Source organism: Paenibacillus sp. FSL R10-2734, from assembly GCF_037963865.1.
Classification (GTDB): domain Bacteria; phylum Bacillota; class Bacilli; order Paenibacillales; family Paenibacillaceae; genus Paenibacillus_AQ.
This window is the reverse complement of the sequence record NZ_CP150170.1, coordinates 2,996,304-3,023,301: the sequence shown is the minus strand read 5'-3', so window position 1 is coordinate 3,023,301 and position 26,998 is coordinate 2,996,304. Positions and strand designations below refer to the sequence as shown.

At 44.3% G+C, this 26,998-nt stretch carries 25 protein-coding genes; 7 read left to right on the top strand and 18 right to left on the bottom strand.

The window, feature by feature from the left end; all coding sequences use genetic code 11:
- Nucleotide 1 precedes the first annotated feature (1 nt).
- The gene (locus NSS67_RS13170; protein WP_339319946.1) at nt 2-613 is read right to left on the bottom strand and encodes a 50S ribosomal protein L25; all 612 of its coding nucleotides are present in this window, start codon (nt 611-613) and stop codon (nt 2-4) included.
- Between the two features lie 290 nt (nt 614-903).
- Here NSS67_RS13170 and NSS67_RS13165 point away from each other — a divergent pair, with 290 nt between their 5' ends.
- On the top strand, nt 904-1,191 hold the full coding sequence (locus NSS67_RS13165) for a GNAT family N-acetyltransferase (protein ID WP_339319945.1): 288 nt from the start codon (nt 904-906) through the stop codon (nt 1,189-1,191).
- Between the two features lie 70 nt (nt 1,192-1,261).
- On the top strand, nt 1,262-2,107 hold the full coding sequence (locus NSS67_RS13160) for a GNAT family N-acetyltransferase (RefSeq protein ID WP_339319944.1): 846 nt from the start codon (nt 1,262-1,264) through the stop codon (nt 2,105-2,107).
- A 75-nt stretch (nt 2,108-2,182) separates the two neighbouring features.
- On the opposite strand, the gene NSS67_RS13155 is transcribed toward NSS67_RS13160, so the two are convergent.
- The 4 genes from NSS67_RS13155 to NSS67_RS13140 all read right to left on the bottom strand — a co-directional run bounded on the left by NSS67_RS13155 (nt 2,183) and on the right by NSS67_RS13140 (nt 4,902).
- Nucleotides 2,183-2,938 carry a hypothetical protein gene (locus NSS67_RS13155; RefSeq protein ID WP_339319943.1) on the bottom strand — a complete coding sequence of 252 codons (756 nt, stop codon included), beginning with the start codon at nt 2,936-2,938 and terminating at the stop codon, nt 2,183-2,185.
- A 25-nt stretch (nt 2,939-2,963) separates the two neighbouring features.
- Entirely contained in the window at nt 2,964-3,416 is a 453-nt protein-coding gene (locus NSS67_RS13150; RefSeq protein ID WP_339319942.1) for a flavodoxin, read from the bottom strand.
- Nucleotides 3,417-3,586: 170 nt separating this feature from the next.
- Nucleotides 3,587-3,952, bottom strand: a complete 366-nt coding sequence (locus NSS67_RS13145; RefSeq protein ID WP_339319941.1) for a VOC family protein — start codon at nt 3,950-3,952, stop codon at nt 3,587-3,589.
- Between the two features lie 92 nt (nt 3,953-4,044).
- Complete coding sequence (locus tag NSS67_RS13140) at nt 4,045-4,902, bottom strand: helix-turn-helix domain-containing protein (RefSeq protein WP_339319940.1); 858 nt, start codon at nt 4,900-4,902, stop codon at nt 4,045-4,047.
- Between the two features lie 227 nt (nt 4,903-5,129).
- On the opposite strand from NSS67_RS13140, the gene NSS67_RS13135 reads away from it, so the two are divergent.
- Together NSS67_RS13135 and NSS67_RS13130 are read left to right on the top strand one after the other, a co-directional pair.
- Nucleotides 5,130-5,993: a class I SAM-dependent methyltransferase gene (locus NSS67_RS13135; RefSeq protein ID WP_042190039.1), complete on the top strand. Its 864-nt coding sequence runs from the start codon at nt 5,130-5,132 to the stop codon at nt 5,991-5,993.
- A 3-nt stretch (nt 5,994-5,996) separates the two neighbouring features.
- A complete protein-coding gene (locus tag NSS67_RS13130) occupies nt 5,997-6,743 on the top strand; it encodes an RluA family pseudouridine synthase (RefSeq protein ID WP_339319939.1) in 747 nt (248 codons plus the stop codon).
- A gap of 43 nt (nt 6,744-6,786) precedes the next feature.
- Here the strand turns inward: NSS67_RS13130 and NSS67_RS13125 are convergent, their stop codons facing one another.
- From NSS67_RS13125 to NSS67_RS13090, 8 genes are all read right to left on the bottom strand, one after another.
- Entirely contained in the window at nt 6,787-7,218 is a 432-nt protein-coding gene (locus NSS67_RS13125) for a MarR family transcriptional regulator (RefSeq protein ID WP_339319938.1), read from the bottom strand.
- Nucleotides 7,219-7,410: 192 nt separating this feature from the next.
- The gene (gene gyrA, locus NSS67_RS13120) at nt 7,411-9,852 is read right to left on the bottom strand and encodes a DNA gyrase subunit A (protein ID WP_339319937.1); all 2,442 of its coding nucleotides are present in this window, start codon (nt 9,850-9,852) and stop codon (nt 7,411-7,413) included.
- 253 nt (nt 9,853-10,105) lie between these two features.
- Complete coding sequence (gene parE / locus NSS67_RS13115) at nt 10,106-12,088, bottom strand: DNA topoisomerase IV subunit B (RefSeq protein WP_339319936.1); 1,983 nt, start codon at nt 12,086-12,088, stop codon at nt 10,106-10,108.
- A gap of 168 nt (nt 12,089-12,256) precedes the next feature.
- Nucleotides 12,257-13,246 carry an ABC transporter permease gene (locus NSS67_RS13110; RefSeq protein ID WP_339319935.1) on the bottom strand — a complete coding sequence of 330 codons (990 nt, stop codon included), beginning with the start codon at nt 13,244-13,246 and terminating at the stop codon, nt 12,257-12,259.
- The gene (locus NSS67_RS13105; RefSeq protein WP_339319934.1) at nt 13,239-14,219 is read right to left on the bottom strand and encodes an ABC transporter ATP-binding protein; all 981 of its coding nucleotides are present in this window, start codon (nt 14,217-14,219) and stop codon (nt 13,239-13,241) included. Before NSS67_RS13105 ends, NSS67_RS13110 begins: the two co-directional genes overlap by 8 nt.
- Nucleotides 14,220-14,326: 107 nt before the next feature.
- Nucleotides 14,327-15,163, bottom strand: coding sequence for a GDSL-type esterase/lipase family protein (locus NSS67_RS13100; RefSeq protein ID WP_339319933.1), 837 nt, complete (start codon nt 15,161-15,163; stop codon nt 14,327-14,329).
- A 240-nt stretch (nt 15,164-15,403) separates the two neighbouring features.
- Nucleotides 15,404-16,156 (bottom strand): CAP domain-containing protein, encoded by a 753-nt coding sequence (locus NSS67_RS13095; RefSeq protein ID WP_339319932.1) that lies wholly within the window; start codon nt 16,154-16,156, stop codon nt 15,404-15,406.
- A gap of 258 nt (nt 16,157-16,414) precedes the next feature.
- Nucleotides 16,415-18,379, bottom strand: coding sequence for a WG repeat-containing protein (locus NSS67_RS13090; RefSeq protein ID WP_339319931.1), 1,965 nt, complete (start codon nt 18,377-18,379; stop codon nt 16,415-16,417).
- Nucleotides 18,380-18,489: 110 nt separating this feature from the next.
- On the opposite strand from NSS67_RS13090, the gene NSS67_RS13085 reads away from it, so the two are divergent.
- The 3 genes from NSS67_RS13085 to NSS67_RS13075 all read left to right on the top strand — a co-directional run bounded on the left by NSS67_RS13085 (nt 18,490) and on the right by NSS67_RS13075 (nt 19,557).
- Nucleotides 18,490-18,663 (top strand): hypothetical protein, encoded by a 174-nt coding sequence (locus NSS67_RS13085; protein ID WP_339319930.1) that lies wholly within the window; start codon nt 18,490-18,492, stop codon nt 18,661-18,663.
- Nucleotides 18,664-18,982: 319 nt separating this feature from the next.
- A complete protein-coding gene (locus NSS67_RS13080; protein ID WP_339319929.1) occupies nt 18,983-19,204 on the top strand; it encodes a hypothetical protein in 222 nt (73 codons plus the stop codon).
- Between the two features lie 29 nt (nt 19,205-19,233).
- The gene (locus tag NSS67_RS13075; protein ID WP_339319928.1) at nt 19,234-19,557 is read left to right on the top strand and encodes a hypothetical protein; all 324 of its coding nucleotides are present in this window, start codon (nt 19,234-19,236) and stop codon (nt 19,555-19,557) included.
- 475 nt (nt 19,558-20,032) lie between these two features.
- Here the strand turns inward: NSS67_RS13075 and mglC are convergent, their stop codons facing one another.
- The 5 genes from mglC to NSS67_RS13050 all read right to left on the bottom strand — a co-directional run bounded on the left by mglC (nt 20,033) and on the right by NSS67_RS13050 (nt 26,998).
- Nucleotides 20,033-21,040, bottom strand: coding sequence for a galactose/methyl galactoside ABC transporter permease MglC (gene mglC, locus NSS67_RS13070; protein ID WP_060622771.1), 1,008 nt, complete (start codon nt 21,038-21,040; stop codon nt 20,033-20,035).
- 93 nt (nt 21,041-21,133) lie between these two features.
- Complete coding sequence (locus NSS67_RS13065) at nt 21,134-22,645, bottom strand: sugar ABC transporter ATP-binding protein (protein ID WP_339319927.1); 1,512 nt, start codon at nt 22,643-22,645, stop codon at nt 21,134-21,136.
- Between the two features lie 144 nt (nt 22,646-22,789).
- Nucleotides 22,790-23,887, bottom strand: a complete 1,098-nt coding sequence (locus tag NSS67_RS13060; RefSeq protein WP_339319926.1) for a galactose ABC transporter substrate-binding protein — start codon at nt 23,885-23,887, stop codon at nt 22,790-22,792.
- 262 nt (nt 23,888-24,149) lie between these two features.
- The gene (locus NSS67_RS13055) at nt 24,150-25,172 is read right to left on the bottom strand and encodes a substrate-binding domain-containing protein (protein ID WP_339319925.1); all 1,023 of its coding nucleotides are present in this window, start codon (nt 25,170-25,172) and stop codon (nt 24,150-24,152) included.
- Nucleotides 25,169-26,998 (bottom strand): sensor histidine kinase, encoded by a 1,830-nt coding sequence (locus NSS67_RS13050; RefSeq protein ID WP_339319924.1) that lies wholly within the window; start codon nt 26,996-26,998, stop codon nt 25,169-25,171. Before NSS67_RS13050 ends, NSS67_RS13055 begins: the two co-directional genes overlap by 4 nt.

The following is a 26,998-nucleotide window of genomic DNA, read 5'->3' as shown; positions in this document are numbered from 1 at the left end:
TTTATTCCGCTTTGTCATCTCCAGAAGCTTCGGCTGTATCTGGTTCAGCAGCAACATCCTCATCAGACGGTTCCTGTGCTGCCGGTGGTGCAATCCGAACAATCAAAGTATCCTCAGGCGTCAATACTTCCCAGCCCTCATGCTTCGGCAAATCGGATACCAGCAATTGATCTCCAATATCCAGTCCACTGATATCCACCTCAAAAGATGCCGTTAATTTATCTGGAAGTGTGCGAATATCCAGTTCATGCAAATCAATTTGTTGTACGCCACCACTCTTCACACCAACGGGCTCGCCAGTAAAGTGGAAGGCTACTTTCGTGTCCAATTTGGCTTTCATGTCGATCTGTTGAAAATCAATGTGCAGCAGTTGTTTGGATACTGGCTGGCGCTGAATTTCTTGGATGACAACATTCTTTTTACCCGAGTCTGGCAATTCCAGCGTTAGAACTGCCCGAGGGTTATTAGCCAAAATCCCGGTAATTGTCTTAGCATCCGCTGTAAAGGACTGGCTATCTGAACCCGCACCGTACACGACGACCGGTACAAAGCCTTTTCTGCGCTGTGAAGAAGTCGAGCCGGATCTTTCTGTCAAACGTACTGTTGTATTCACGATGATTCCTCCTAAGTAGGGATTTTATACTAGACCGATTAGATATGTACGTCTAACCTAACCACTCTCTATTACCCCATTAACCTGGCTTTGAAACCATTAAGTACTTTATTAATTACAGGTTATAACAGGCTTAAATTGTATTATCCTCCATTTTAACATTAATTATTCATTACTTAGGAAGGAAGAATTGTTCACTAATAAGCACAACTTATCTGGCAGGCTTCTCGCTTTTTGCAAATCGTGGTAGTAAAATATAGGCAATAACCATTTAGGAGTGAAGCCATAAGATGCAAATTCAAAGTGGAACAGGACGTTTTTTTGTTGCGAAGGACGGTAAGGACCTTGCCGAGATCACATACAGTTTGGATAAAGAAATTGGGGAAATGGTCATTGACCACACTCGTGTCTCTGAAGAACTGCGCGGTCAAGGGACCGGTGAAGAACTTGTACGGGCTGTTGTAGATAAGGCTCGAACTGAAAATTTAAAAATTGTTCCTGTGTGCTCCTATGCAGCTCATCAATTCGAGAAGCATCCGGAGTATAAGGACGTGCTGAGCGGAAACACAGGCGGGTGAAGACTGATCTCCGTTCCCGTTTCCGTGAAGCTTTCTTAACCTATTCGAACTACTCTAGGAGGAAACGGGTTTGACTACTACTGATACTTTAAGAAATATAGAAGAATTACAAGAACGCTGCGAGCAATTTGATGGAATTTCACTGAAATTGAATTGGGATATGCTTCGAGGGCCTTCAAATGTAGGTGATACAGAATGGCTCGTAACATATGAAAACGAACTGTTAGTTGGATTTTTAGGTTTGTATGGATTCGGAAGCGAAATGGAAGTCTGCGGTATGGTTCGACCAGGATACCGTCGACGGGGGATTTTCACCACTCTGTGGAACCGAGCACAGACTATTATCAAAAGGGGTAATGTTGCTACCCTTCTTCTAAATTCTCCAGCTGCCTCATCTTCTGGAGCTGCATTCCTGCAAACACTACCACTTCAGTTCAATCACGCTGAATACCAAATGAAATGGGACGGAGATTCAGTTACTTCTTCTGAAGCAAGCTCAGCTACAGGGACTGTGATCTTACGTCCTGCTCGTGAAGACGAAGCCCCTATTCTCGTCGAGCTAGATTGCGGAGGCTTTGACATGAAGACAGAAGATGCCGCCGAGCTCTATGACCTGCAGAAACAGGAAGACTTACAAGAGCATATTATGATCGAAATGGACGGACAGCCTGTTGGTAAAATGCGGATATGGACCGAAGATAATGAATCCTGGATTTATGGATTTACCGTAAGTAAGAAGCTTCGGGGCCTTGGCATTGGTCGAAGTGCACTTCTTCAAACGATCGAACGGGAACGTAAAAACTATAATGGAATTAATCTGGAGGTTGCTCTGGATAATCCCAATGCGCTTAAGCTATACGAAAGCTGTGGCTTTGTCATTCAGAATAAACAGGATTATTACCGATATATCGGCTAATCCATAGAAATTAAGCCTCCTGTCTATCGGGCGTTCTCGCCTGTAGAACAGGAGGCCTTTTTTTTCTCAGAGTAATCACATGAGTCCAAAGCCCCCAACGTTGGCTTCGGCTCTATCACCTCTACGGTCACTACAGCTTAATGAGCCGTTGGCGAGCATTTCCTGCTCCAGAAATACAGATAGCAAACGCACATAATCCAAAGACTCCTTATGGGGGATCGCATTTCCATTGTAAGAGTATTTACGCCCCTCTAGTAAGGAGTAAATTTCCACGGTCTCCGCAGGTTCACCAAAAGCCGCATAACAGAAGACATTAGTCATATGCAAAAAGCTCGCAATGGTATCTTCATTGCCATTCACCATAAACTTCTGAATGTTCAGACTTCGACCATTAAGCGAAGAATTCCAAGCTAGTTGAGTAATCATCGAAAGCTCCAGGTTTAGTTCCGGGACGGGAACATACCATTGCTCATATAGCATTACTGGAATCTCCTGTAGATGATTGGTCGAAACGATCCGCATAAGTTCATCTGCTATACTCGTCTTGATATCCCAATATTGCAGCAATGAAGGAAAAGCATCCCCTTTAGGTGGCCACCGACGTTCTAACAAAAATTGTATCGGTGTCTGTCTTCGCACTTCGGGCAACAGACTGTAGAAGTCATTCAGTGTATGCCCAACTGCATACTGAACCTGTTGTCGCCAGCGTGGAAGTCCTGTTGCTGGAGCTCCGCTGGATAAATTCTCAGTCCCTCCAAGCATAATGTGCTCCATCCGATAATCATGCAGTCGTTTATAAGGAGGCGTATGTAAATTCTTTGGCTTCTTCATCCAACTTCCCGCTGGCCCGCCCATCCTATGTTACCGCCATACAAGTTTCAATAAATTGACGACCAAATTGACGGCAAGCTTCTTTTTCAGCAGCGTTCGGTCCATATTCAATTTTTAGACTATCCTGCATGATTACGGCACCACGCTCCTTTAACTTCTCCACGAATAAATCCACTGCTCCACAATAAATGGCGTATCCTGTATCTCCACTGCCAAAAACTGCTGACTTCACAGCGGTCAAATCAAGCTCATCCATCTCCTCATAGAAATCAAGAGCTTCATCTGGTAGCTCTCCATCTCCCCAAGTATATGCTCCCAGCAGAACGCCTTCATATGAATTTATCTCAACCGCATTACATTCAGTGACCGATTTCAACACGGCTTCACCGCCTGCTTGGCGTATTCCTTCTACAATCAATTCAGCCATTTCCTCAGTGTTGCCAGTTAAACTAGCATATGCCACAAGCACTTTAGTCATCTTTCTGTTCCTCCCATTACTAAACATAAAATTTAAATTATATGAGCTTCATCCTCATTCTATTTGATAATGATTATCATTGTCAAATGAATATAAATAAAAAAACGCAAACTCCCGGCTATTCACACCGTTACGTTTGCGTTTGATCCTTTTTTTTACTCAAATCTGTATTAATATGCTCCTTCGAGCAGGGTAATATGGTTACCGTCTGGATCACGGAAGTTCATTTCTTTTCCGCCATATTCCATCATAACCGGTGGCTGACAATCCAGACCCTTAGCCTTTAACTGCTCATATGTCTCATCCAGATTATCGCAGCCGAATACTAAATTAACAAAGCCTGTCGTAAGCTTTTCCCATTTCGTCGCATCCCAAATAATGATTCCCGGCTGTTTCTGATCAAATCCAATCTTTGCGCCATCATAGTTGCCATAACCTTCGAACGGGATAGGAATACCTAGCACCTCTGAATAAAATGTTGCCAATGCCGCAGTATCTTTAGTGTAAATGTTAGTGCCTTCAAAAGACGAAATCATAATTTGTCCCCTTCCATTCTCATCATCATAGTTTTCATTTCTTACTTGAGTTTAACAAGGCTAGCAACCTTTGTATTGCAAAATCACGACATTTATCTGCCAGCATAGACTAAAGCTTCAAGTGGCGTTCTTCCAGCATATTTCTTGAAACTATTTATAAAATGTGGCTGATGACTGAATCTATACGTAAAAATAAGATCCTGCATATTCTTCGTCTGCGCAGGCAGATGATACATTTCCCGCCATACATTCTGAAATCGTACAAGATCTGCATTTTTTTTGGGCGATAAACCTATATATTCTTGAAACAGTCTTTCTAGCTGCCGTCTGCTTAGAGTAGAGCTGGCTTCCAAATCCTCAGCTGTTACTACACCCTTTTGTTTAATTATCGTATAAACTGCGTTCATCATCCGATCGTTAGTCCGTCCTCCACGCTCTAGACGCTGAAACAGATAAGCCTCAGCAGCTGCAATCCTTTCCTTCATAGAATTGGCTTGTTCTAGCAGGAGTCCCAGCTCTCTCTTGAAAGTACCAAAGTATTGGTCTACATCCACAAATGCATTCAAGACATCCCGGAGATGGTCATCCGCAAAATAATGAACAGCCCAGAAATGGAATCGAATACCGAAGGTTGAGATCATACCTCCTCTGTCTGAAGGAACTTCAAAAGGAGCATCATTGATGCCGGAAAAAACAGTTGTTGTTAGCCCTGTTGATTCATTCAAATTCCAAATAATATCCATACATGTATCCGGAATAATCGTTTCCATCCGTGGTTCGTAATAAGTCGTCGTATCCTCAACAGCTACTAATGCTTCTGAATGGAGACCTCTTGCAGCGGAGCCCCAAAAACAGCGTATGTACGGCTGCAAAGCTTGGCTAGGTAGAAATTCACTTGTTTGAGCTGGATTCGCAGTAATCGGGAAATATAGAGGTGATAGATTGAACATATGCTGAAGTTCTCCGATCGTAAAAATGGTAAGGACTCTGGTATCTGATCATACACAATCGTTGCTTAAAGTGCCAGAATAATAGCTGCGAGCATGGAAATATTATACACATAATCTTCATTGGTTAAAATAAGTAGAGTGTTAACCTGTGCGTATTTTGTTTGTAGCTATAAGGTGAAATGATGTACAATAAAGGCTAAATGAATTTTTGAAGGATGGATTAAAAAATGTATATAGCTAGCGACTGGAAAGACTATGAAGTAATTGACACTGGCGGTGGAGAGAAGCTTGAACGTTGGGGCGACATCATCCTGCGCCGTCCTGATCCACAAATTATTTGGCCGCTTTCTAACGAGACAGCGAAATGGCGTGATGTACATGGTCACTATCACCGTTCCTCGGCTGGTGGTGGACAATGGGAAATGAAAAAAACGATTCCGGACGATTGGAAGATTAGTTACGGAAAATTAAAATTCCATCTGCGTCCTACGAATTTTAAGCATACAGGGTTATTCCCTGAACAAGCGGCCAACTGGAGCTGGATGATGGACAAGATTGCAGCTGCTAACCGTCCGATCTCAGTACTGAACCTATTTGCTTACACTGGTGGAGCTACTGTAGCCGCAGCGAGTGCTGGCGCTTCTGTAGTTCACGTGGATGCAGCCAAAGGCATGGTGCAATGGGCGAAAGAAAATGTGCAGCTGTCTGGCCTGGGAGAACGTCCAGTTCGTTACATCACGGATGACGTATTCAAATTCGTACAACGCGAACAACGCCGTGGCAGTAAGTATGATGCGATTATTATGGACCCGCCTTCCTATGGAAGAGGACCTGGTGGAGAAATGTGGAAGCTGGAATCAAGCTTATATCCATTCCTAGAGAGCTGTATGCAAATTATGAGCGATAAACCTTTATTCATGCTAATCAACTCATACACCACTGGGATTTCTCCAACCGTACTACGTAATATGCTTTCGATGACCATGGGCAAACGTTATGGTGGGAAACTCACCTCCGGCGAAATCGGTCTTCCGATTACTTCCTCCGGCATGAACCTACCGTGCGGTATTCTGGGACGCTGGGAGGCGTAAGCCATGACACAGCCTGTATCTGGCAGCAACGAGCCACTGGGCGGAGCATCGCAGCGCTTTGAGGTGTTGTACGAAGATAACCATCTACTAGGTATAGTGAAGCCTGTGAATATTCCTGTTCAAGAGGATGCCACTGGAGATCCTGATCTGCTGAACCTACTCAAAGAAGATGTGAAGGAACGGTTTAACAAGCCCGGTAACGTTTATATGGGACTTGTCCACCGCCTGGATCGTCCAGTCGGTGGTGCAATGATCTTTGCCAAGACATCTAAAGCAGCATCAAGACTGTCCGAGTGTGTCCGAACTCACAGCTTTCATAAGGTGTATTTAACTGTCGTGCACGGAAAACCGCCAGCATCTCGCGGCCGTCTTACCGATACACTGCTTAAAGACGCTAAGAGTAACACCGTGACAGTAGTCCGAAAAGGAACCTCCGGTGGTAAAGAGGCCATTCTGGATTACACGGTGCTTGGCAGCGCAGAGGGCTACAGCTTGCTCAAGATCGATTTACTTACCGGTCGTTCACACCAAATTCGAGTACAGCTTAGCTCCATTGGCTGCCCTTTATACGGTGATCAGAAGTATGGGGCTTCAGTGAACAGACCTGGACAGCAAATTGCACTATGGTCAGCACTTGTAGGTTTTCCCCACCCAGTCACTAAAGAAGAGGTAGAACTTATTTCCCTGCCCCCGCAAACTCACCCTTGGGATTTGTGGTCTAAGGAATTACAAAAGAAGGCCGTCCGCTAACGGATGGCCTTCTTTTTTTGCAATAAAGTGTCATTTCGATTATTCATGGTGTAGAACCCTCTGGTGTAGTTGTAACAACCATTTTGCCCATTAAGTAGAGTAGTAGCTGTTGATTATGAGAGGAGATTGGATCAAGCGCTTCTGCAAAAAAATCGCTGCGGATCTTTAAACCACGTGCAGTTTCCTTAATTCCAGTTTCTGTTATACTCACCCATACAATACGGCGGTCCGAAGCATCTCTCTCCCTAACAATTAGCCCATGTTTCTCCATCCGATCAAGTAACATAGTAACCGCTGCAGGACTGGTCGCCAGATGTGGGGCCAGATCAGAAGGCTTCATGGCATCACGTTCCTGAAGCAATTCAAGTACAGTGAGTTGGGCATCCGTTAACGTTGGGGCAAGATTACTGTCCATATGTAATTTATAATCTTTCAAAATTTTATGCCAAATCTTACTGAATTCAGAAGCGTGCACACTTATTCCTTCCTTTCCTTGCGGTTCTATCCGGTATAAGTACATTTTCGCGAAACAAATTCCATTTCCTGCAAAAGAAGAAAAAATAAATCTCTTGCACCAAAAAGCATGAAAATAAAAAAGACGCTTAGTCCCTTCTCAAGAAGAGCTGCCTAAGCGTCTTTATAATAAATCTGTTGTTATTAGCTTGCTTTATTTAACTGCTGGGAATAGATTTGCAATCTCATCTTTTTTCTCTACAGCAACAATCTGTTTGCCCGTAGAACGACGCTCTCCAAGCGGTGCTGATTCAGAAGAGAACGTGTGATGAGCATTCTCCCGTGTAATTGCATTCAATTCTAGCGGTTCTCTGCAATAGAAGGCCCCTGCCAACCTGCTGCCATTTGGTCGTACTCGCTTGCCTTCCTTAAATTCAAAAGTTGGCATCCCTTTTCCCCCACGGCTTTGAGATGGATAATCCACTAGTAATGAACGTTTCGCATATCCGATATCGGAAATGGTGAGGATTTCACCTTCGTCTTCACTGACCCAGAAGCAAGAAATCACCTCATCGCCCTCACGCAGCTGGATTCCTCTTACACCAGACGCAACACGGCCCATTGGATTAACTTCATTCTCACGGAATCTAATACTTATTCCTTCACGAGTCACGAGTACAATGTCCTTGTCATTCGTACTAGTAGCCACTGTGATGATCTCGTCACCTTCAGCTACCTTACAGGCTGCTACGGCTCCAGAACGGCTTGTAGAGTATTCCTTGAGCTCTGTACGTTTAACCTGACCTCTGCGGGTGATAAACACAAGGCTTTGCTGCGGATCATCAAGATTATTGACCGGAATCACGCTAATGATTCCATCCCCTTTAGACAATCCGATAACGTTAACAATCGCCGTACCAGGTTCTTTCCATTTAAACTCCGGAATCTGGTGCACAGGAAGCAAGAAGTACTGTCCCTTGCGCGTAAATACCAGTAGACTGTCACGGGTATTCACATCGAGCAGCTTGACGATATGATCGCCTTCTTTAACCCCTGAAGTTTGACGCTCACCACCAGAACGGGTGAAGGAAAGCATACTAGTGCGCTTAATATAACCATCTGCTGAAAGTGCAACTAATACATCCTCAGCGTTGACTAACGTTTCAAGGCTAACTTTAAGCTCTTCTACTTCACCTTGGATCAAAGAACGACGATCGATCCCATACTTGTCGCGGATCTCCAGCAATTCCTTACGGATTACAGCTACGAGCTTCTTGTCACTTTCCAATATGCCGCGCAGATGTGTAATCTTTGCCATCATTTCATCCAATTCTTTTTGGAGAGAGGTAATCTCCAAATTAGTCAGACGATACAATTGCAAGGTAAGGATGGAATCTGCTTGACGTTCACTGAAGCCGAACATCCACACGAGATTGTTCTGAGCATCCTGACGGTTCTTCGATGCTTTGATCGCAGCGATAACCTCATCTAGAATATTCAGCGCTTTAACCAAGCCCTCTAAGACATGAGCGCGGTCTTCTGCGCGCTCGAGATCAAACTGGGTGCGATGAGTCACTACTTCACGCTGATGCGCGATATAGGCCTCCAGGATGGCTTTAAGACCAAGCTGTTGCGGCGCTTTATTGACGATAGCCACCATATTGAAGTTATAGGTGATTTGGAGATCGGTTTTTTTGAGCAGATACGCCAAAACACCTTGGGCATCAGCTTCTTTTTTGAGTTCAACTACGATTCGAAGTCCTTCTCGTCCACTTTCATCACGAACTTCGGCAATACCATCGATCTTCTTCTCTAGCCGAATGTTCTCCATGGAGGTAACTAGTCGTGATTTTACAATCTGGAAAGGAACTTCAGTAATCACGATTTGTTGCTTTCCGCCACGCATGTTCTCAATCTCAGTCTTGGAGCGCAAGTAAATACGGCCTTTGCCTGTGCGGTAAGCATCCATGATGCCGTCTCCACCCATAATAGTGCCGCCTGTAGGGAAATCCGGACCTTTGATAAAGGTCATAATTTCTTCCAGCTCAATATTTGGCTTTTGCATCACTGCAATACAAGCGTCAATAACCTCACGAAGGTTATGTGGCGGAATTTCAGTAGCAAAACCCGCAGAAATCCCACTCGTGCCATTTACAAGCAAATTCGGATACCGGGAAGGAACCACAACGGGCTCTTTGGCTGTATTGTCAAAGTTATCCTTAAACAGTACTGTCCGCTTCTCGATATCACGCATCATCTCCATTGCAATCGGAGATAACCGTGCTTCCGTATAACGCATTGCCGCAGCTGGATCATCGTCCATAGAGCCCCAGTTGCCGTGACCGTCAACAAGTACATGCCCCATTTTCCATGGCTGCGCCATACGTACCATACCATCATAAATCGAGGAGTCACCGTGTGGATGGTAATTACCCATTACATCCCCGACGGTTTTGGCTGACTTGCGGTATGGCTTGTCAGGCGTATTGCCAGAGTCGTACATCGCATAAAGAATCCGGCGCTGTACAGGCTTAAGTCCATCACGGACATCGGGAATTGCCCGGTCCTGAATAATATATTTGGAATACCGACCAAAGCGGTCACCGACGACCTCTTCCAGAAAAGCCGGCAAAAATTGTTCTGATAAACTACTCACTTTGCTCACCTTCTGTTCCTCAAACTGCCCGTTTTAAAATAGTGTGGTAATTCTCATGAACACTTCAGGGATTTTTGGACTTCCGGCCGCTGTTGTCTCCAGATTTCTTTGATTACACCGCTAATGCGAATAAAATCCGGAGACAAAGGCGGGCGCTATCGCTCCTACAGTTCCAAAATTCCCTTACGTTCCAAGAACCACCAAGCTTTTTGAAAATCGGGATTATCGTCACTTGCATCACTGCTTACTGCAACTACTCTACAATTTCAGTGAAATCGACATTTTCAACAATCCAGCGTTTACGAGGATCGACTTTGTCACCCATTAGTGTAGAAACACGGCGCTCAGCCTTAGCTGCATCCTCAATCTGTACCTGAAGCAGCGTACGCGACTCTGGATTCATCGTCGTTTCCCACAGCTGATCGGGGTTCATCTCACCCAATCCTTTATAACGCTGAAGCTCGAAGTTTTTGCCGAATTCCTTTAAGTAATTTTGCAGCTCTTCATCACTCCATGCATAACGTACGGTCTCCAGCTTGCCCGTCTTACGGGTCAGCTTATAAAGCGGAGGCTGAGCGATAAAGACCTTTCCAGCATCTATTAACGGCTTCATATAACGATAGAAAAATGTCAGCAGCAGCACCTGAATATGCGCTCCATCTGTATCCGCATCGGTCATAATGATAATTTTGGAATAATTGCTGTCTTCGACGGTAAAGTCCGGACCAATTCCTGCACCAATCGTGGAAATGATCGCTTTATATTCATCATTCTTAAGGATGTCCAGCAGCTTGGCTTTTTCCGGATTCATCGGTTTTCCTTTTAGTGGCAAGATCGCCTGAATCTTAGAATCACGGCCTTGCTTGGCTGAGCCACCGGCCGAATCACCTTCTACGATGAACAGCTCAGTTCGTGTAACGTCCTTGGACTGCGCAGGTGACAGCTTGCCGCCAAGATTCGAGCTCTCGCTACGTTTCTTACCTGTTCGGATCTCATCACGGGCTTTGCGAGCCGCTTCACGAGCCTTAGAGGCTTGAATCGACTTTTTCAGAAGACTTTGTGCAACCTGTGGGTTTTCTTCCAGGAAACGAGCCATATTCTCAGATACGATATAGTCTACTGCACTACGGGCAGAAGCACTACCGAGCTGATCCTTCGTCTGTCCAACAAATTCAACCTCGGACATTTTGACACTGATGACAGCCATCATACCTTCGCGCAAATCATTTCCTTCTAAATTCTTATCCTTTTCTTTAAGCAACTGTGTACGGCGGGCATAGTCATTTAACACACGAGTATATGCAGCCTTAAAGCCCGTCTCATGAGTACCACCGCTACGAGTAGGAATAGAGTTAACGAAGGAAGCCAAGGTTTCCGTATAGCCACCATTGTACTGAAGAGCCACTTCCACCTCGATATCGTCTTTTTCTGCGCTAAAATGAATGACATCATGCAGAACATCCTTGCCTTCATTCAGGAATTCTACGAACTGGCTTGCACCACCCTCGTAAAAGAACTCGTCCTGACGATTGCTTCGCTCATCATGCAGTGTAATTCGCAGACCTGAGTTCAAAAAAGCGATCTCCTGAACACGTTCAGCTAGCGTGTCATAATTCAAGGCAATTCCATTTGGAAAGACGCGAATGTCCGGTTTAAAAGTTATTTTCGAACCGGTTTTGTTGGTGTTCCCCAGAATTTCAAGGCCGGTTACAGGTTCACCAACATGCTCTTTCCCCTTCTTGTCCACCCAATATTCAAACCGTTGACGATGGATTTTGCCTTCTCGATAGATCTCTACTTCGAGCCATTCAGACAAAGCATTCGTCACTGAAGCGCCTACGCCATGCAATCCGCCTGATTTCTTGTAGCCAGATCCACCGAATTTACCGCCCGCATGCAGGATTGTAAATACAACCTGCGGCGTAGGCACTCCTGTCTTATGCATTCCAGTAGGAATCCCCCGGCCGTTGTCTGTCACCGTTACTGAGCCATCTTTGCGAAGTATTAAGTCAATCTTCGTACAATACTTGGCTAAATGCTCATCCACAGCATTATCTACAATTTCCCATACTAGATGATGTAGTCCCGAAGAACTTGTACTGCCGATATACATGCCAGGTCGTTTGCGTACTGCAACCAGACCTTCGAGCACTTGAATGTCGTCAGCATCGTATCCAGTACGGCCATTCTCGCCGTTATTAGAAACTTCAGCAAACATATCGATCTGTTCGAGCATTCATGCTCCTCCTTCTTTTCTCTATACTCAAGCATTAACGCTTTCGGTATCCTTTTAGGGACGGTCAGCGTTTAAGCGAGAAATATAAGCTATACAGTATAGGTGCAGTACTTATACTTTCTTATATTTCTTAAAATGCAAACAAACGTTTTCGTCACTTTGTACATTCTAATTCAAAATATCCCTTTTCGTAAAGACGGCGAATGAAATGATCACCGAAGCGGCCCCCCATACAGCTAGCACAGCCATCGAAAATGACAAGGACATCCCCTCTATGGGGGCGGGAGTTCCCGACAAATAACCGGTCAGTCCAAGATTTACCATAAATAAATATTTCGCGGTTGTCCAGGATGCAGCCATGTTGGTCAAAATATTTCCAGCGATCAGCGCTGCCATCATGACCACTATACTAGCAGCCGTGCTTCTTACCAATACCGAGATCATAAAAGCAAGTAGGGCAACTACGACGCTTACGAACCAAATCAATCCACCTTGCATAAGCATATATTTCCACTGTGGTACTGCATGTACAGTAGACATATCTACCGAGTCCCCACTGATCGTAAAGCCTGTAAATACAGGGATATTAAAGCCCTTATATCCAAAAGCCAGACCAGAGATTAGGTAGCTGATCACAAAGGTAGAAAGAACGATAAGTGAAACAAACATAAGTAATGCCGCCATTTTACTAAACAAAACTTTCCAGCGCTTAACTGGCCTTGTCAGCAACATTTTGATCGTCCCTGTAGTTCGCTCCGCAGAGACCAAATCCGAGGCAACCGCCATGATGAGCAGCGGAATAAATAAAGTAACCGAATTATCCATAAACTCACGGGTAAAAGTAACACCGCTTGGCTCATTCGGATTCACATCATGGTGAAGGTAATACTGAAGCTGCTGTACAAATATTCGCCGATAAGTCTTCCATTCCTCTGGAATTCGGTCACTACCCAAAGAATTTTGATTATCAATGATCTGCTGCTGGATCTCCAGGCGCCAATCGGAGTTGAATTTATCTCGGCTACGCTCAGCTGAGCGCATTTGGGCGTAGGTGAACATAGGCACCAGTACAATCAGAATCAGCAGTATAACATAAAACCGTTTCTTTTTTATGATTTTTAAACATTCGTTACGGATTAGCGGAAGCATATTATTCAACGTTCTCACCCTCCGTTAGTTTCAAGAATAGCTGTTCCAGTGTCGGATTGATTTTATGCACAGCTCTAACTTCGATTTCAGCAGCCACCATTACGGCCACAATCTCAGGAATCAAGTCCTGATCCATAATTGTGATTAAAGAATTCGAACCCATACCTGCAATAATAGAATCATCCAAGGTAACGTCTTCCAGCTCTTGAATCTGAATGTCTAGGCGATCAGCCAGCAATGCCCGAGCTTCAGCAAAGGGCTCCAGCTCCCAAAGAACATACGGCGAATTTCGAGCGATTAGCTCTTCCACCGCACCTACTGCTAATACTCGCCCCTTACTTATAATCGCTACACGGTCACAGAGAAGCTGGATTTCGCTAAGCAGATGACTTGACACGAACACGGCTAGTCCCTCATCTGCCAGCTTGCGTATAAATTCTCGCAACTCCTTAATGCCTTTAGGATCAAGGCCATTTGTAGGCTCGTCCAGAATAAGCAGACGCGGACGTCCCAGCAGCGCTTGCGCTATACCTAAACGCTGTCTCATCCCAAGCGAATATGTACTTACCTTATCATGGATTCGTTGATCTAAACGAACGATATCTACCACTTCGCTAATACGTGCATTATCTATGCCAGGCTGCATTCGGGCAAAATGCTGTAAATTCTCCCATCCCGTCAAATAGGTATATACCTCGGGGTTCTCAACGATAGAGCCAACATATTGCAATGCTTTTTCCGGATTTCGGTTCACATTGTAACCACATACCGTAATCTTGCCCTCGCTGGGACGAATCAAATCGACAAGCATTCGAATCGTAGTCGTCTTCCCAGCTCCATTTGGTCCGAGGAAGCCGAAGATTTCTCCTTCTCTCACATCAAAGGTAACATCATCAATAATCCACTTTCGTCCTATTTTTTTCCGTACCCCGTCTACAGACAACACGACCGGGCTGGATTCTCCACTGTTCGCTTTTGTCATATTCTGCTTAGCTCCTTGTTACTGTCATTTCCTCGGCTAGTACTTGCTCAAAGGATATTTAACTAACACAAATCATCTTCCTTAGAAAACTGGTACCCACCTGTGTTCTAGTGTATTGCCTGAATGAATCTCTCTGCGACTCGTTGATATCCATCGCCATTCGGATGAAAATGATCCGTAGATAGGTATTCGGCCAAATGCCTGTTAAACAAATCAAAGGTAGGCACCAAGGTCATATTGCTGTGCTTATTAATAATATCCATTGCCGCATTATTCCACATTGTAACCGCCTGATTGCCTGGAACAAGTAGATCTGGTATATCTCCAAAGGGGTTATATAGCCCCATATAATAAATTTGAGCGTTCGGATTGATCTCCGCGATCTTTTCAAGAATCTTACCCAATCGGCCAGCTGCTTCTGGAAGCGCTGCTAGCAAAGACTCTGGGGTCAGCTCTTGATCGGTTGTGGATTCACTTTGAAGTGCCCCACTATTCTGTAAAATATTTGAGTCCTTGAATAAATCATTCCCTCCGATCGAGAGCAGAATGACATTCGCCATATGCAGCGCGTAATCTACACCATCTTCATCCAGCTTGCTTTGCAGTCCTGCAGTTGTTAAACCATTAATCCCCATATTACCTAGTAAATCGACTTCGACACCTTTAGCGGATAAACCGCTAACCGTACGCTTAACAAATCCTTCTCCGGTGTTATCACCAGTTCCCTTGGTTAGCGAATCTCCGAGCGCAACGACTTTGAGCTTCTTAACAGTCTCCGTCACTGGAGCGGCTGTTTGCTGGGGTAAGTTAGTCACTGACGCTTCTCCAACCGGATAGATGATGTCTCTGACTGCATAAACTAAACCTACAATTAGAATTATTGTTGTTACTATGGAAATCAGGCTGACAGTGCGCCATGTCCACTTTGAATCATTCAAAGCCATCCCTCCGTGTGCCGTTCTATTATGTATTGTTCCACATTTTACAAATATCTTAACTATGTACATAAACATAAATCTTCCCTACCGGTTTTGCAAATGTCTATTATAGAAATAAATCCAACTGCTACAGTAATTCGACCCAGTTTTGGATACGAAAAAATCAAAAAAATTCATTGATAAAAGTTCCTTCACACAAAAAACGTTCCCCGATTTTCATCGGAGAACGTTCGAATCCAATAATATTTATTTACCAACAAACATCTGAACCCAGTAGTTATTGTCATAACCAACACCGATATAATTAAAGTTAGGATTCAAAATATTGGCGCGGTGACCAGGACTATTCATCCAACCTTTCATTACTTCTTCTGGTGTTTTTTGACCCATAGCGATATTCTCGCCTGCTGCTTTATAAGTGACTCCAAAAGATTTCATCATATCAAATGGTGAACCGTACGTAGGTGAAGTGTGTGAAAAATAGTTGTTAGTACGCATATCCGTAGCTTTTGCAGCGGCTACTTTATGAATACTATCCAATCCAGACACGGGCTTCAGACCAGCTGCTGCACGTTCTTTATTTACCAATGTTACGATCTGTTGAACATAAGTTCCTTTATTAGTCGCAGCACCTGTATTTGTTGTAGTATCAGTCGGCTTAGTTACTGGCTTGGTTGCTGGCTTAGTCACAGGCTTAGTTACAGGCTTAGTTACAGTTGTCGTATCCGAAGGCTTTGTAACCGGAGTTCCAGTGGAAGTATCTTTATTCGGTACCGTTCCTGTTTGAGGCTTGGACACCACGATTGTGCTATTAAAAATAGGGAATCCCTGTAGGTTAGCTTGTTTTAAATATTGTAAAACTTGCTCATAGCTAGTACCTGATTTAACTAATGTTACTTCTGCTGAGGCTGCATTCGCTTCGAGTGGAAGAGAAATACTAAGTGCCATAACAGCTGCTACACTACCACCAATAATTGCTCTTAATCTCTTGTTCTTCATTCTGCCATCTCCTCTTTCTTGTGTGTAATATATGTTTCTGCTTAGAGTGACCAGCTACAAATGTTACAAAGTTGTAATTTGTTCCTCAGTCATTGTAGCATAAATCTATCAGCTGTGCGCTTCTAATTTTTAACATTTAATAGTCTTGATTGTAAGTTTTTTAATCTTAAATGCATTCGATATTTGCGAAAAAAAGCATACAAAAGTCGCCATTCTAAAGAGAACGGCAACTTCTGTATGCTTATGGATATCAGGTATCTAGTGAAACGACTGCCAAAATTCTCCCTCAGTAGAGATAAGCCCCATAATTTCTGCGTAAGGAATACGGAAGGTTGGAAAACCCGCAGCATACGGAGCAATCTCATATGGTGCGAAATAAAGATATAACGCCTCATTATCAACAAAGAAAGGCTGATCCGAGGTAATTCCTTTATAGGCATCCGGAAAAACATATGAATACTGGGGATCGTTCTCAATCTGCTTACCCACGATTTTACTAAGCTTCTCTACATATCTACTACCGGGCTTGAACAAATCACCTAGCTTATAGAACCTTCCATTACGTAAATTAGTATGTGTATAGATTTTGGTAGGCATGCCGTGGGCTGCTCCAAAAGGATAACGGTAACCTGTTAGCTCCAGCACTAGGAGGTTTTTGCGGAAGAAGGATACTGAAAAGTCACCATTATAACTAAAGTCCTGAGAAGGCCCGCCGCTACCAGCATCTTCAGCGAGTGACAGCTTGCGCAGTTTATCATTTACCTCTCTCGAAACTTCCGAGCTGGCAATCCCTTCAACGACCGGATAATAGACCAAGTAATCCCTGTTCGGTTTATATTTCTTCTCCACTACAGAATACGGAGGTCTCAGCGGGATGACTCCATTTTGTCTCCAAATTTGCTTGCCTTGACGATCATAATATGATGTGCGTTGATCTACATCTGCTCTAATCAAACGTCCACTAAGCGTAAGTGTTCCCATCCCTGGAATGACAGGAGGCTGAGCGGCTCTTTTTCCAGTTCGATCTATAAAAAAGGTCTCCTTAGCATCATACACAGACGCCAGTCCGTCCTGATAGTTATTCACACCAAGCAACGTATGGTTGCTCAAAATCGCTCCTGTCTCTGCATCAGCGATAATATAGCGTGAGCCACGATAGGGCTGATCAGGGTACACTGGTGTTCCTATGGCTACTCTGCCTTCACCAAGCTGTAGTACTACATAATATTTTGCAGGGATGATCATTCTTCCTTGTTTATCTATCAGCCCGTAGGCGTTACCATAGTTCTCAGCGGTATTTACAACCGCCCGCCCCTCTGAGAAAGGTAAAGCAGAAGTAAATTGCGGCTGAATAGCTACCGTACCATCCGTGTTTAAATAGCCATATTTACCGTTCGCAGTCGCTTGATAAGAGAGCAGCCCATCACCCGGACTCCCTACGAAAGGATAATTGTACGTATGCAGAATTTTCCCTTCAGGGTCAATGAGCGCGTACTCACCTTCCTTAATCTTAACCAAAGCCACACCGTTCATGAAATCATTGGCGTCCTCATAAATGGCAGGCAGTACCTCTTTGCCTTGGGCATCTACATAACCGTAAAGTGACACGCCGCCAGTCGTATTTTGTTTTGAAAATAATGCAAGTCCTTCATGCAATGAGTTCAGATAATCATAACGGGCTGGAGTCACTTCTTTTCCTTTTTCATCGATAAAGGTGTATCCTTTCGCATCAGCTACTACTGCGCGTCCTTCTGAAAAAGGGGCAATAAACGAGTAAATGGGCTTTACCCGCTCCCGTCCAGTTCTGTCGATCAGTCCACTGCTGTTTTTTCGCTGTACAATGGCTAACCCATTCTTCTGAAAATCCTCTGCATATTCGTATCTAGGTTCAATCTGAGCCCGACCTTCATCATTAATGTATCCCCAAAGCGTGCCCTCTTTCAGATTAAAAGGTGCCGGATGTAGACCCGTAGTCCGTAGTTCGTCCTCAACCCACTCCGGCAATAGATACGGCGGCTCGTAAGGCTTATTAGAGTAGTCTACACGATATAATCCCGCTTCTGCTGGAATCGTAACGAATAGCTCCTCTTCTGTGCGTATGAAATCTTCATCTTGCTGTGTAATATATTCGTTCCAGCCAATGCCGTCCCATCTCCATACATCCGCTTGTAACGTGCCATTGTCATTCCCTTTCCCCAGCTCATTCAATCTAATTCTTAACATCCAGTCGCTCCCCTTTAACAAAGGCATTTGCCTATAGAATATGGGAGAATGTTGGTTTATGTGCTTTTTGATCTTGGAGATGTGGTGAGAGGGTTTGTGGTAAGTGGTAGGTGGAGCGGCATGAGGCGAATAGGCTGTGGGGGGCGCGCGAGGGAGGCAGGGGGACGCGGGCTGATGGTAGTGCGGGTGGTGAGGCGGAGCTTGCGGGGGCGGCGCTTGCGGGCGGGGGGACTATGGATGGCGGGACTACGACGGGTCGGGCTGGTGCGGGGAGTAACGTATGATGTGAAGAGTTAGTATTGGGTTGCGTTTGATGATGCGTTATGTGCTGAGTGGTCGATCCGCGAATGGAACGTTGCTCCTATCGCTGTTGTCTCCAAATTTCTTGATTTGTACCGTAGGTTCGGACGAAATTTGGAGACTAAGGCGAACGCTACGCTTGTAGACAATCCTTCCGTTCTCTCCGATGCTATCAGCGTGTTTCGTCAACACTATCTCACTATGTAGCTCGTTTCTACCAATTAAAGGTAGTTATCCTCCTACTCTTCCACTTTAGCTCGTCTCGGCTAATTCTGGAGCATTTATGCCCCTTATTCTTCCATTATGGCTCGTTTCGGCTATTTCTGGAGCATTTATGCCCTTCTTTCTTCCATTATGGCTCGTTTCGGCTATTTCTGGAGCATTTATGCCCTTCATTCTTCCACTATGGCCCGTTTCGGCTATTTCTGGAGCATTTATGCCCCTTATTCTTCCACTATGGCTCGTTTCGGCTATTTCTGGTGCATTTATGCCCCTTATTCTTCCATTATGGCCCGTTTCGGCTAAATCTGGGGCATTTATGCCCTTCTTTCTTCATGCTTCGGCTTCATATAACTTATTTCAGCCGATTCTATGGGATTTATACCGTTCATTTACCACTTGTAACTCAATTCAGCCGATTCTACGGGATTTATACGTTTCATTTACCACTTGTAGCTCAAATCAGCCGAATCTACGGGATTTATACCGTTCATTTACCACTTGCAGCTCAATTCAGTCGATTCTACGGGATTTATACCGTTCATTTACCACTTGTAGCTCAATTCAGCCGAATCTACGGGATTTATACCGTTCATTCACTACTTGCAGCTCGTTTCAGCCGATTCTACGGGATTTATACCGTTGATTCACCACAATAATGAGTGGAAATGTCTACTTGGAATAGAGGATAGACTTGGCCGTGGTTAAGTCAGGTGGGGGTGGGGTTGCGGCTACAGTTGCTGATGGCGTTAGGTATAGCGGCGTTAGCTGTGGCTGTGGCGGTTGAGACGAGTGTTGGCTGTCACGGTTTTACGTAAGGTGTTTAAGACTAATTTAGTTTTTACCAATCCCGTTTCGGAGCGAAGCCATCGAAACAGACAGGCCAAAAAGCGTTTGCGATATATAGCAAACGCTTCATCTGCCCTACACAAGCGAGGTGATGAGGATAACGGAGGGGAATTTTGGAGCTGTAGAAACGAAGTGGTCGCCTTTGTTCTCAGATTCCAACCGCTACTGCGGTATCATTCAAGGAATCTGAGAACAACAGCGATCGTAAGCCCAATATTCCCCGGAGTTAGCTCTTAATCACCACGCTCCCCGGAGTTAGCCCTTACTCACCACGCGTCCACGCTGCTACTTCTTCGAAGAATACTTCCGCATATCAAACGCGACCGCGGCTATAATGATCAAACCTTTGATAATCAATTGATAGTACGGGCTGATGCCGATAAAGGTCAGACCGTAGTTTATCAGGGTAAAGATGATAACCCCTACAAGAACACCCGGTACAGTACCGATACCACCCGTTGTAGATACACCGCCCACTACACAAGCAGCAATGGCATCAAGCTCATACATGTTACCGTAGTTATTTGTTGCTCCACCTGTTCTAGCAGCTTCCAGAACGCCTGCCAGACCATAAAGCGCACCAGCAATGGCATAGATATAAATCAGATTCTTGGAAACATCGATACCGGATACTTTAGCTGCCTGGATGTTACCACCGATAGCGTACATGTTCTTACCCAGCTTGGTTTTATTGAATACCACCCACACTATGGCGGCGACACCCAAGGCTATTAGAACGATATACGGGATTGAATATTGGCCACTACCTATAAAGCCGGATCCAATTTTGGTGAAATCAGGACGCAGACCACCAATTGGCTGGGATTGGTTAGGGTCCATATCGAAGTACAAGGAGTTTAAACCGTAGACGATAACCATCGTGCCTAGTGTCGCGATAAACGGTGGAACGTTAAGCTTAGAAACAATAAAACCATTTACGAGCCCGCAGAGGAGACCCGCAATGATAGCAATAAGAATTGGAAGCCATACTTCCACTTGCGGCAGGTCTGGAAAAAAGCGACGGGAATATTCCGGGATTTGCAGCATGGAAGCGGAAATAACCGCTGTAAAACCTACAACCCGTCCAGCGGACAAGTCAGTACCTGCCGTAATAAGAATAAAAGCAACACCAAGCGCGATAATAATTCGTGTAGATGATTGGATCATAATGTCTCGCAAAGTATTTACAGAGATAAAAGCCGGTTCATATAAGGCTATACCCATAATAAGAAGTACTAAGACAATATAAATAGCATTTTGAGTTATAAAAGATTGGGCTCTTTTAGCGTTCATTAGTAGTGTTCCTCCTTAAAGTTACGCGAAGAGTAACTCTCTTCGTAAACCTAATCTAGTTTCGCCTAGCAAAACTATCATTGTAGTCCTATCCTAATGCTGTGCAGCGAGACGCATAACTTCGGTTTCCGTAGCTTGCTCGCCTTCTAGTATACCTGTGAGTCTACCTTCCGACATGACCATTACGCGGTCAGACATTCCGAGCAGCTCTGGCATTTCAGAGGAGATCATAATGATGCTCTTCCCTTGCTGGGCCAAGTCGGCAATAATAGAGTAAATCTCAAATTTAGCTCCTACGTCGATCCCGCGAGTCGGCTCGTCCAGAAGCAGGATCTCCGGCTCAGTAAGCAGCCATCTGGCGAGCAGCACCTTTTGCTGATTACCACCAGAAAGATTCATGATTAGCGTTTTGGTTGTTGGCGTTTTGGTACGTAATTTTTCAATCATTTTATCGACTTCCACTTTTTTCTTCTTGCCATCCAGTAGGAGGTACGGTTTCTGGTAACGATGTAGATTAGCAATCGCACCATTCTCATGAACAGACAAGACTGGAAAAATACCTGTTACACGCCGCTCTTCAGTAAGTAATGCCATTCCGTGCTTCTTTGCATCCTTCGGAGAATTGATATTAACCTTCTTGCCTTTAATAGAGATCGTTCCAGATTTCAAAGCTCGCAAACCGAACAACGCTTCAATAACCTCAGTTCTCTGGGCACCTACCAGACCACCAATACCAAGGACCTCTCCACGTCTTAAATCAAAAGAAACATCTTTAAAAGATCTTTCCTCTGGGGAAGTTAACCCTTCCACCTTCATGTATACTTCACCTGGTACGTTGAAGCGTTCAGGGAATCGGTTGGTCAAATCGCGGCCCACCATTTTGGAAATGATAAGATCAGTAGTTAATTCCGCCGCTGCCCAGGTTCCTATTTTTTTACCGTCCCGCATAATAGTAACTTCATCAGAGATTTCAAGAATCTCTTCCATTTTGTGAGATATATAGATAATAGCTACGCCTCTACTTCTTAGGTCCCGTATGATCCGGAATAAATGTTCCACTTCCACACTGGTTAGAGAAGAAGTAGGTTCATCCATTACAATAACTCGGGAGTGAAAAGAGACAGCCTTCGCAATTTCAATGGATTGGATTTTGGATACGGACAGCTTACCCACTAAAGTTTCGGGATTCAGATCGATATCCAGATCTTTAAACAAATTTTCCGTGTCAGTGTACATTTTCTTATGGTCGATAAATTGAATCGGTCCGATTCCCTTCGTTGGAAAACGTCCTAGCCAGATATTCTCCATCACACTTCGGAACGGCACAGGATGCAGCTCCTGGTGAATCATTGAGATGCCGCTTTTTAACGCATCATTTGAGCTGCTGATAGAAGCCTTCTCACCATCCAAAAAAATCTCACCGGCATCCGGTGAATAAATACCAAAAAGACATTTCATGAGTGTGGACTTCCCGGCACCATTTTCACCCATAAGTGCATGCACTGAACCCGGTCTGACCTTCAAACTAACATCATCCAGCGCTTTAACGCCGGGGAATTCTTTAGTGATGTTGTTCATTTCCAGCAAAAACTCAGCTTTTTCCATGTTGTTACGCCCCCTACGCTTTTTTTCTTTTTTTGAGAGGCACAGCGGTTCCATCCTGTTCCCTGCCTGAAAGAAATACCGAGGAGCGGATATCCGCTCCCCGTGCCTTCATTTGATCATGAATATATCAGTATCCGTGGGTAATTACTTAGCGTCAGCTACGTTGTCTTTAGTAATCTTCTTATAAGAAATCCAGACATATTGATTGTCAGTAATATCAAAACCAACATTGTCTTTCGAAGGCGTTTCGCCTTTAGCGAGCAGAGCAGCAACCGTGATGGCAGCTTTACCTTGGTTATTCGCATCATTTAGAACCGTACCGAGCATCGTTCCATCTTCCAGCGCTTGAACCGCAGGAGCAGTTGCATCTACACCTACTACCGGCATGAATTTGTCACCCGTGAAGTAGCCAGAAGCTTTCAGAGCTTCAATTGCACCAAGGGCCATATCATCGTTGTTAGCAAGAACAGCTTCGATTTTGTCGCCGTGGGAGCCAAGGAAGGCTGCCATTTTTTCTTGTCCTTTTACGCGATCCCACATTGCTGTATCTTCAGCCAGTTTTTCTACCTTGATTCCTGCATCTTCAATAGCTTGGATAGAGTAAGTAGTACGAAGCTCAGCATCTTGGTGTCCTGGTTCGCCTTTCAGCATTACGTATTGGAGAACACCATCACCGTTCTTATCCGCTTCAGGGTGTGCTTTCCAGTAATCAACAATCAGTTGGCCGGACATTGTGCCGGATTCTTCTGCTTTAGCACCTACGTAATAAACTTTATCCCATTTCTTCATATCTTCAGGAAGCGGTTCGCGGTTAAGGAATACCACTGGAATGTTTGCTGTTTTTGCTTTTTCGATAATGACACCAGCAGCGGTACGGTCAACTGGGTTAATCAGCATCCCGTTATATTTTTTAGTGATGAATAAGTCAACCTTGTCATTTTGTGTGGGTTGTGAATTTTGGCTGTCTACGATATCTACTGTAGCAATACCTTTAGCAGCACTATCGATAGCGTTACGAACACCTGTCATAAAGGTATCGTCAAATTTGTAAATGGCAACCCCGACTTTAGGTGTTTCTGTTTTAGGTGCTTCTGTTGCAGCACCCGAGTTCTCAGTCTTTGGAGCGTTAGTTGCTTTACCATTGTCTGCAGCACTATTTGTAGTATTGTTGTTGCCACCACAGCCTGTCAGAGCAGCACCCAGCAATGCACTAGCTAATAGAACGGAAGTGATTTTTTTCATTATTCATTGACCTCCTATTTATACTTCTTTTTTTGTTTTGCCCCTGATCGTCTCGGGTACATCCATATTATGCCTCACCTGAAAACGGTTGCGAATATAAAATCCTACTCAATACTATAAAAATTCTAATGAACCCAAGAAGAAATATAAGGATATTTTTCATTTAAAAATTTATATTTTCTTATATTCCCAAAAAAAACGAACACCGCCCCATTTCAAGGATGGTATCCGTTTTACGAAATTTATAAGCTTTACATAGCTCCTATCTAACGAACGGAAATAACAGCTTTTGATTCTCAGGCCATAACATATTGTCCAAATCAATTATTTTTGTTCCTGTATCGACACGTTCTGGAACATTGATACCTTCGATCACCTCAACAGCATGTTTTACAGCCAAATACCCGTTGTTAAATGGATTTTGGATGACCGTTGCTTGAACAGCACCATCCTGCAGCAGTTCCATCATGGAAGGGGAGCTGTCAAAGGCAACCATTTTAATATTTTTCAGTCCCCGGCTTTGGATAGCCATTGCCGCCCCCTGTGAAGCCGTCTCATTCAAGCTCGCGATTCCTCGAAGTTTCGGGTGCTTCAGCAGCATTAGCTGGGTAAGTTCTTCTGCTTCCTTAATGCTGGACGTCGTGTAAGAAATCTCAACCACCTGTATATTCGGATAACGAGCAGTATAATTTAAAAATCCCTTTTCCCGCTCCTCCGCATCTCTTGCTCCATACTCAATGCCGTTGGAAGACTCCTGCTTCTCACTCTGAGTGGAGCTGGTGAAGTTAATAATGCCCACCTCGCCGTATCCTTTCAACAGCTTGATCAGTCTTTCTGCAGATTTTTGCCCCGCCTCATAACCGTTCGAGCCAATATATGTCCTTACTCTTGCAGAACCTACTTCCGCATCAACGGATATCACAGGGATTTTGGAATAAGCGGCCTGATCTACCACCTGAGCAAGCCCCATATAACTACTTGCAGCTAAAATAATCACGTCTGCTTTTTCTTTAATGGATTCCTGTACCATTTTCACCTGTTCTGTGATGTCACTCTCAGAGTCCGGAGCCTTAAAGGTTAATTTAACGTTGAACTCCTGCGCTGCAGCCTCTGCCCCCAATTTAACTGTATTCCAGTAATCGCCCCTGTTCATTTTCACAATGAGATGAATATTACGAGTCTTATTTGTATTGATGTAATTGGGCGCTGAATTAAAACAAGAGGTAACCGTAGTCCATAACACCGCACATATTAACAAGGTTAGCCAAAAACGAACGTTTTTCATGCGGATGTCTCATCCTCCTTAAGCCCTTCATTGTCTTCAACTTTTGCAAGTGCCGGGAAGATAAGGGTAACCGTAGTGCCTTCTTCAATTTCACTTTCAAAAGAAAGACCATATTCACGGCCATAGTACAACTCAATACGCTCGTTCACATTTCTTACGCCAACCCCGGAACCATTCATACTCTTACTGCCACCTGTCAAAATCACCTTCATTGTCTCATTGGACATTCCTAGTCCATTATCAATAATCCGTATGATGACAAGATCGTCCTTCAGCTCCGCTCGGATAGAGATAAAGCCTTCATCAGGCATCATTTCTATCCCGTGATACAAAGCGTTCTCTACAATCGGCTGCAAAATAAGTTTAATGGTCTGACACTGAAGTACTTCATCCTGCGCAACGATTTCATAGCGGAACTTATTTTTGAAACGAAAGCTCTGAATGACGAGGTAATGACGAATATGATCGAGCTCTTCCTGTACGGTAATCATATTATTACCTTTGCTTAGGCTAATTCGGAAAAACTTCGATAAGGACTGAATCATCGTGATTACCTCCTCGGTCTTGCCACGTTCAGCGAGTCGGATCACAGAGTTCAAGGTATTGTACAGGAAGTGCGGGTTAATCTGGGATTGCAGCACTTCAAGTTCACCCTTACGTTTGGTCTCTTGTTCATAAATAATTTGATCCATCAATTGACGGATGCGCTGCAGCATGAGGTTAAATCGCTTAGACAACTGCTCAACCTCATACGCGCCACTGACATCAATACGGGTATTGAGATCTCCTTCTCCTACCTGCTGAAGTGTCCGTTCCAGCTTACGGATCGGGCGGGCAATACGCGCAGACAAGAAGACAGATACGATAATGACACATAAAATAACTACCGCTAAGAACCAGGACAAAAAGTTGTTAAGATCACGTTTGGTGGTTACGATCTCATCATAATAAGCAACACCTACTATCTTCCATCCGGTCTGTTCTAGCGTGCGCACTGTGATAAAACGTTTTTCACCTGTAGACTCATCCAAATAGCTGCGATAAGCATATTCCAGTACCGGCTCCACATTCTCATACTTTAAGCCAGCGTAAATTAGCTGCTGCTGTGGATGGTACACGATATTACCTAATTGATCGAGGATGTAAGCGTATCCTCTTTTCCCAAGCTTAACCTGCTTGCTGAGCTCATCTATGGTGCGAAAGTTAAAATCCATCAGCAGGATACCGGTTTTCAATTCTCCATTTTCCTTATATTGAATTAGTTTACTGATAGACACGACCCATATGTATTGACCCTTAAACAAGTTCTGAATATGAGGCGCTGAATAGGAGATCTCAGATGTTTTTTTGGCCGAAGTAAACCAACTCTGTGTTTCTAACTGTGTGTTGCTGCGCAGCTTCTGTCCTGCAGTACCCACGACGTATTTCCCCTGTGGTGTAAAAACCGCTGCAGAAACCAGATCCTCTCTGCTGCCCATTAGCATTGCCATTCGTTCCATCAGTAAAGAGGAGTCCACGGAGGGACTATTCGTAATTTGATCTTCAGCTGTTTCAAAAATATTTCGCATGCCCTTTACGTAAAGCTCCAGATTGTAGTTCACTTGCTCAATAATCTGCTGCATATTCATATTGGCATTCTCTTCTGCTGTTTTTGCAAACTTGTTATACAGCATAAGGCTGACTACGACAGCTACTAGAACGGCAACGGATGTAAAAGTGAGCGTAATCGTCACTTGAATGCTCCGCAGCTTGGAGGACAAGCGACGTTTCCCCCCTTTTGGATGCTGAGGCCGCAGTCGGAAGGAATAGGACTTTTCTTGCCGCAT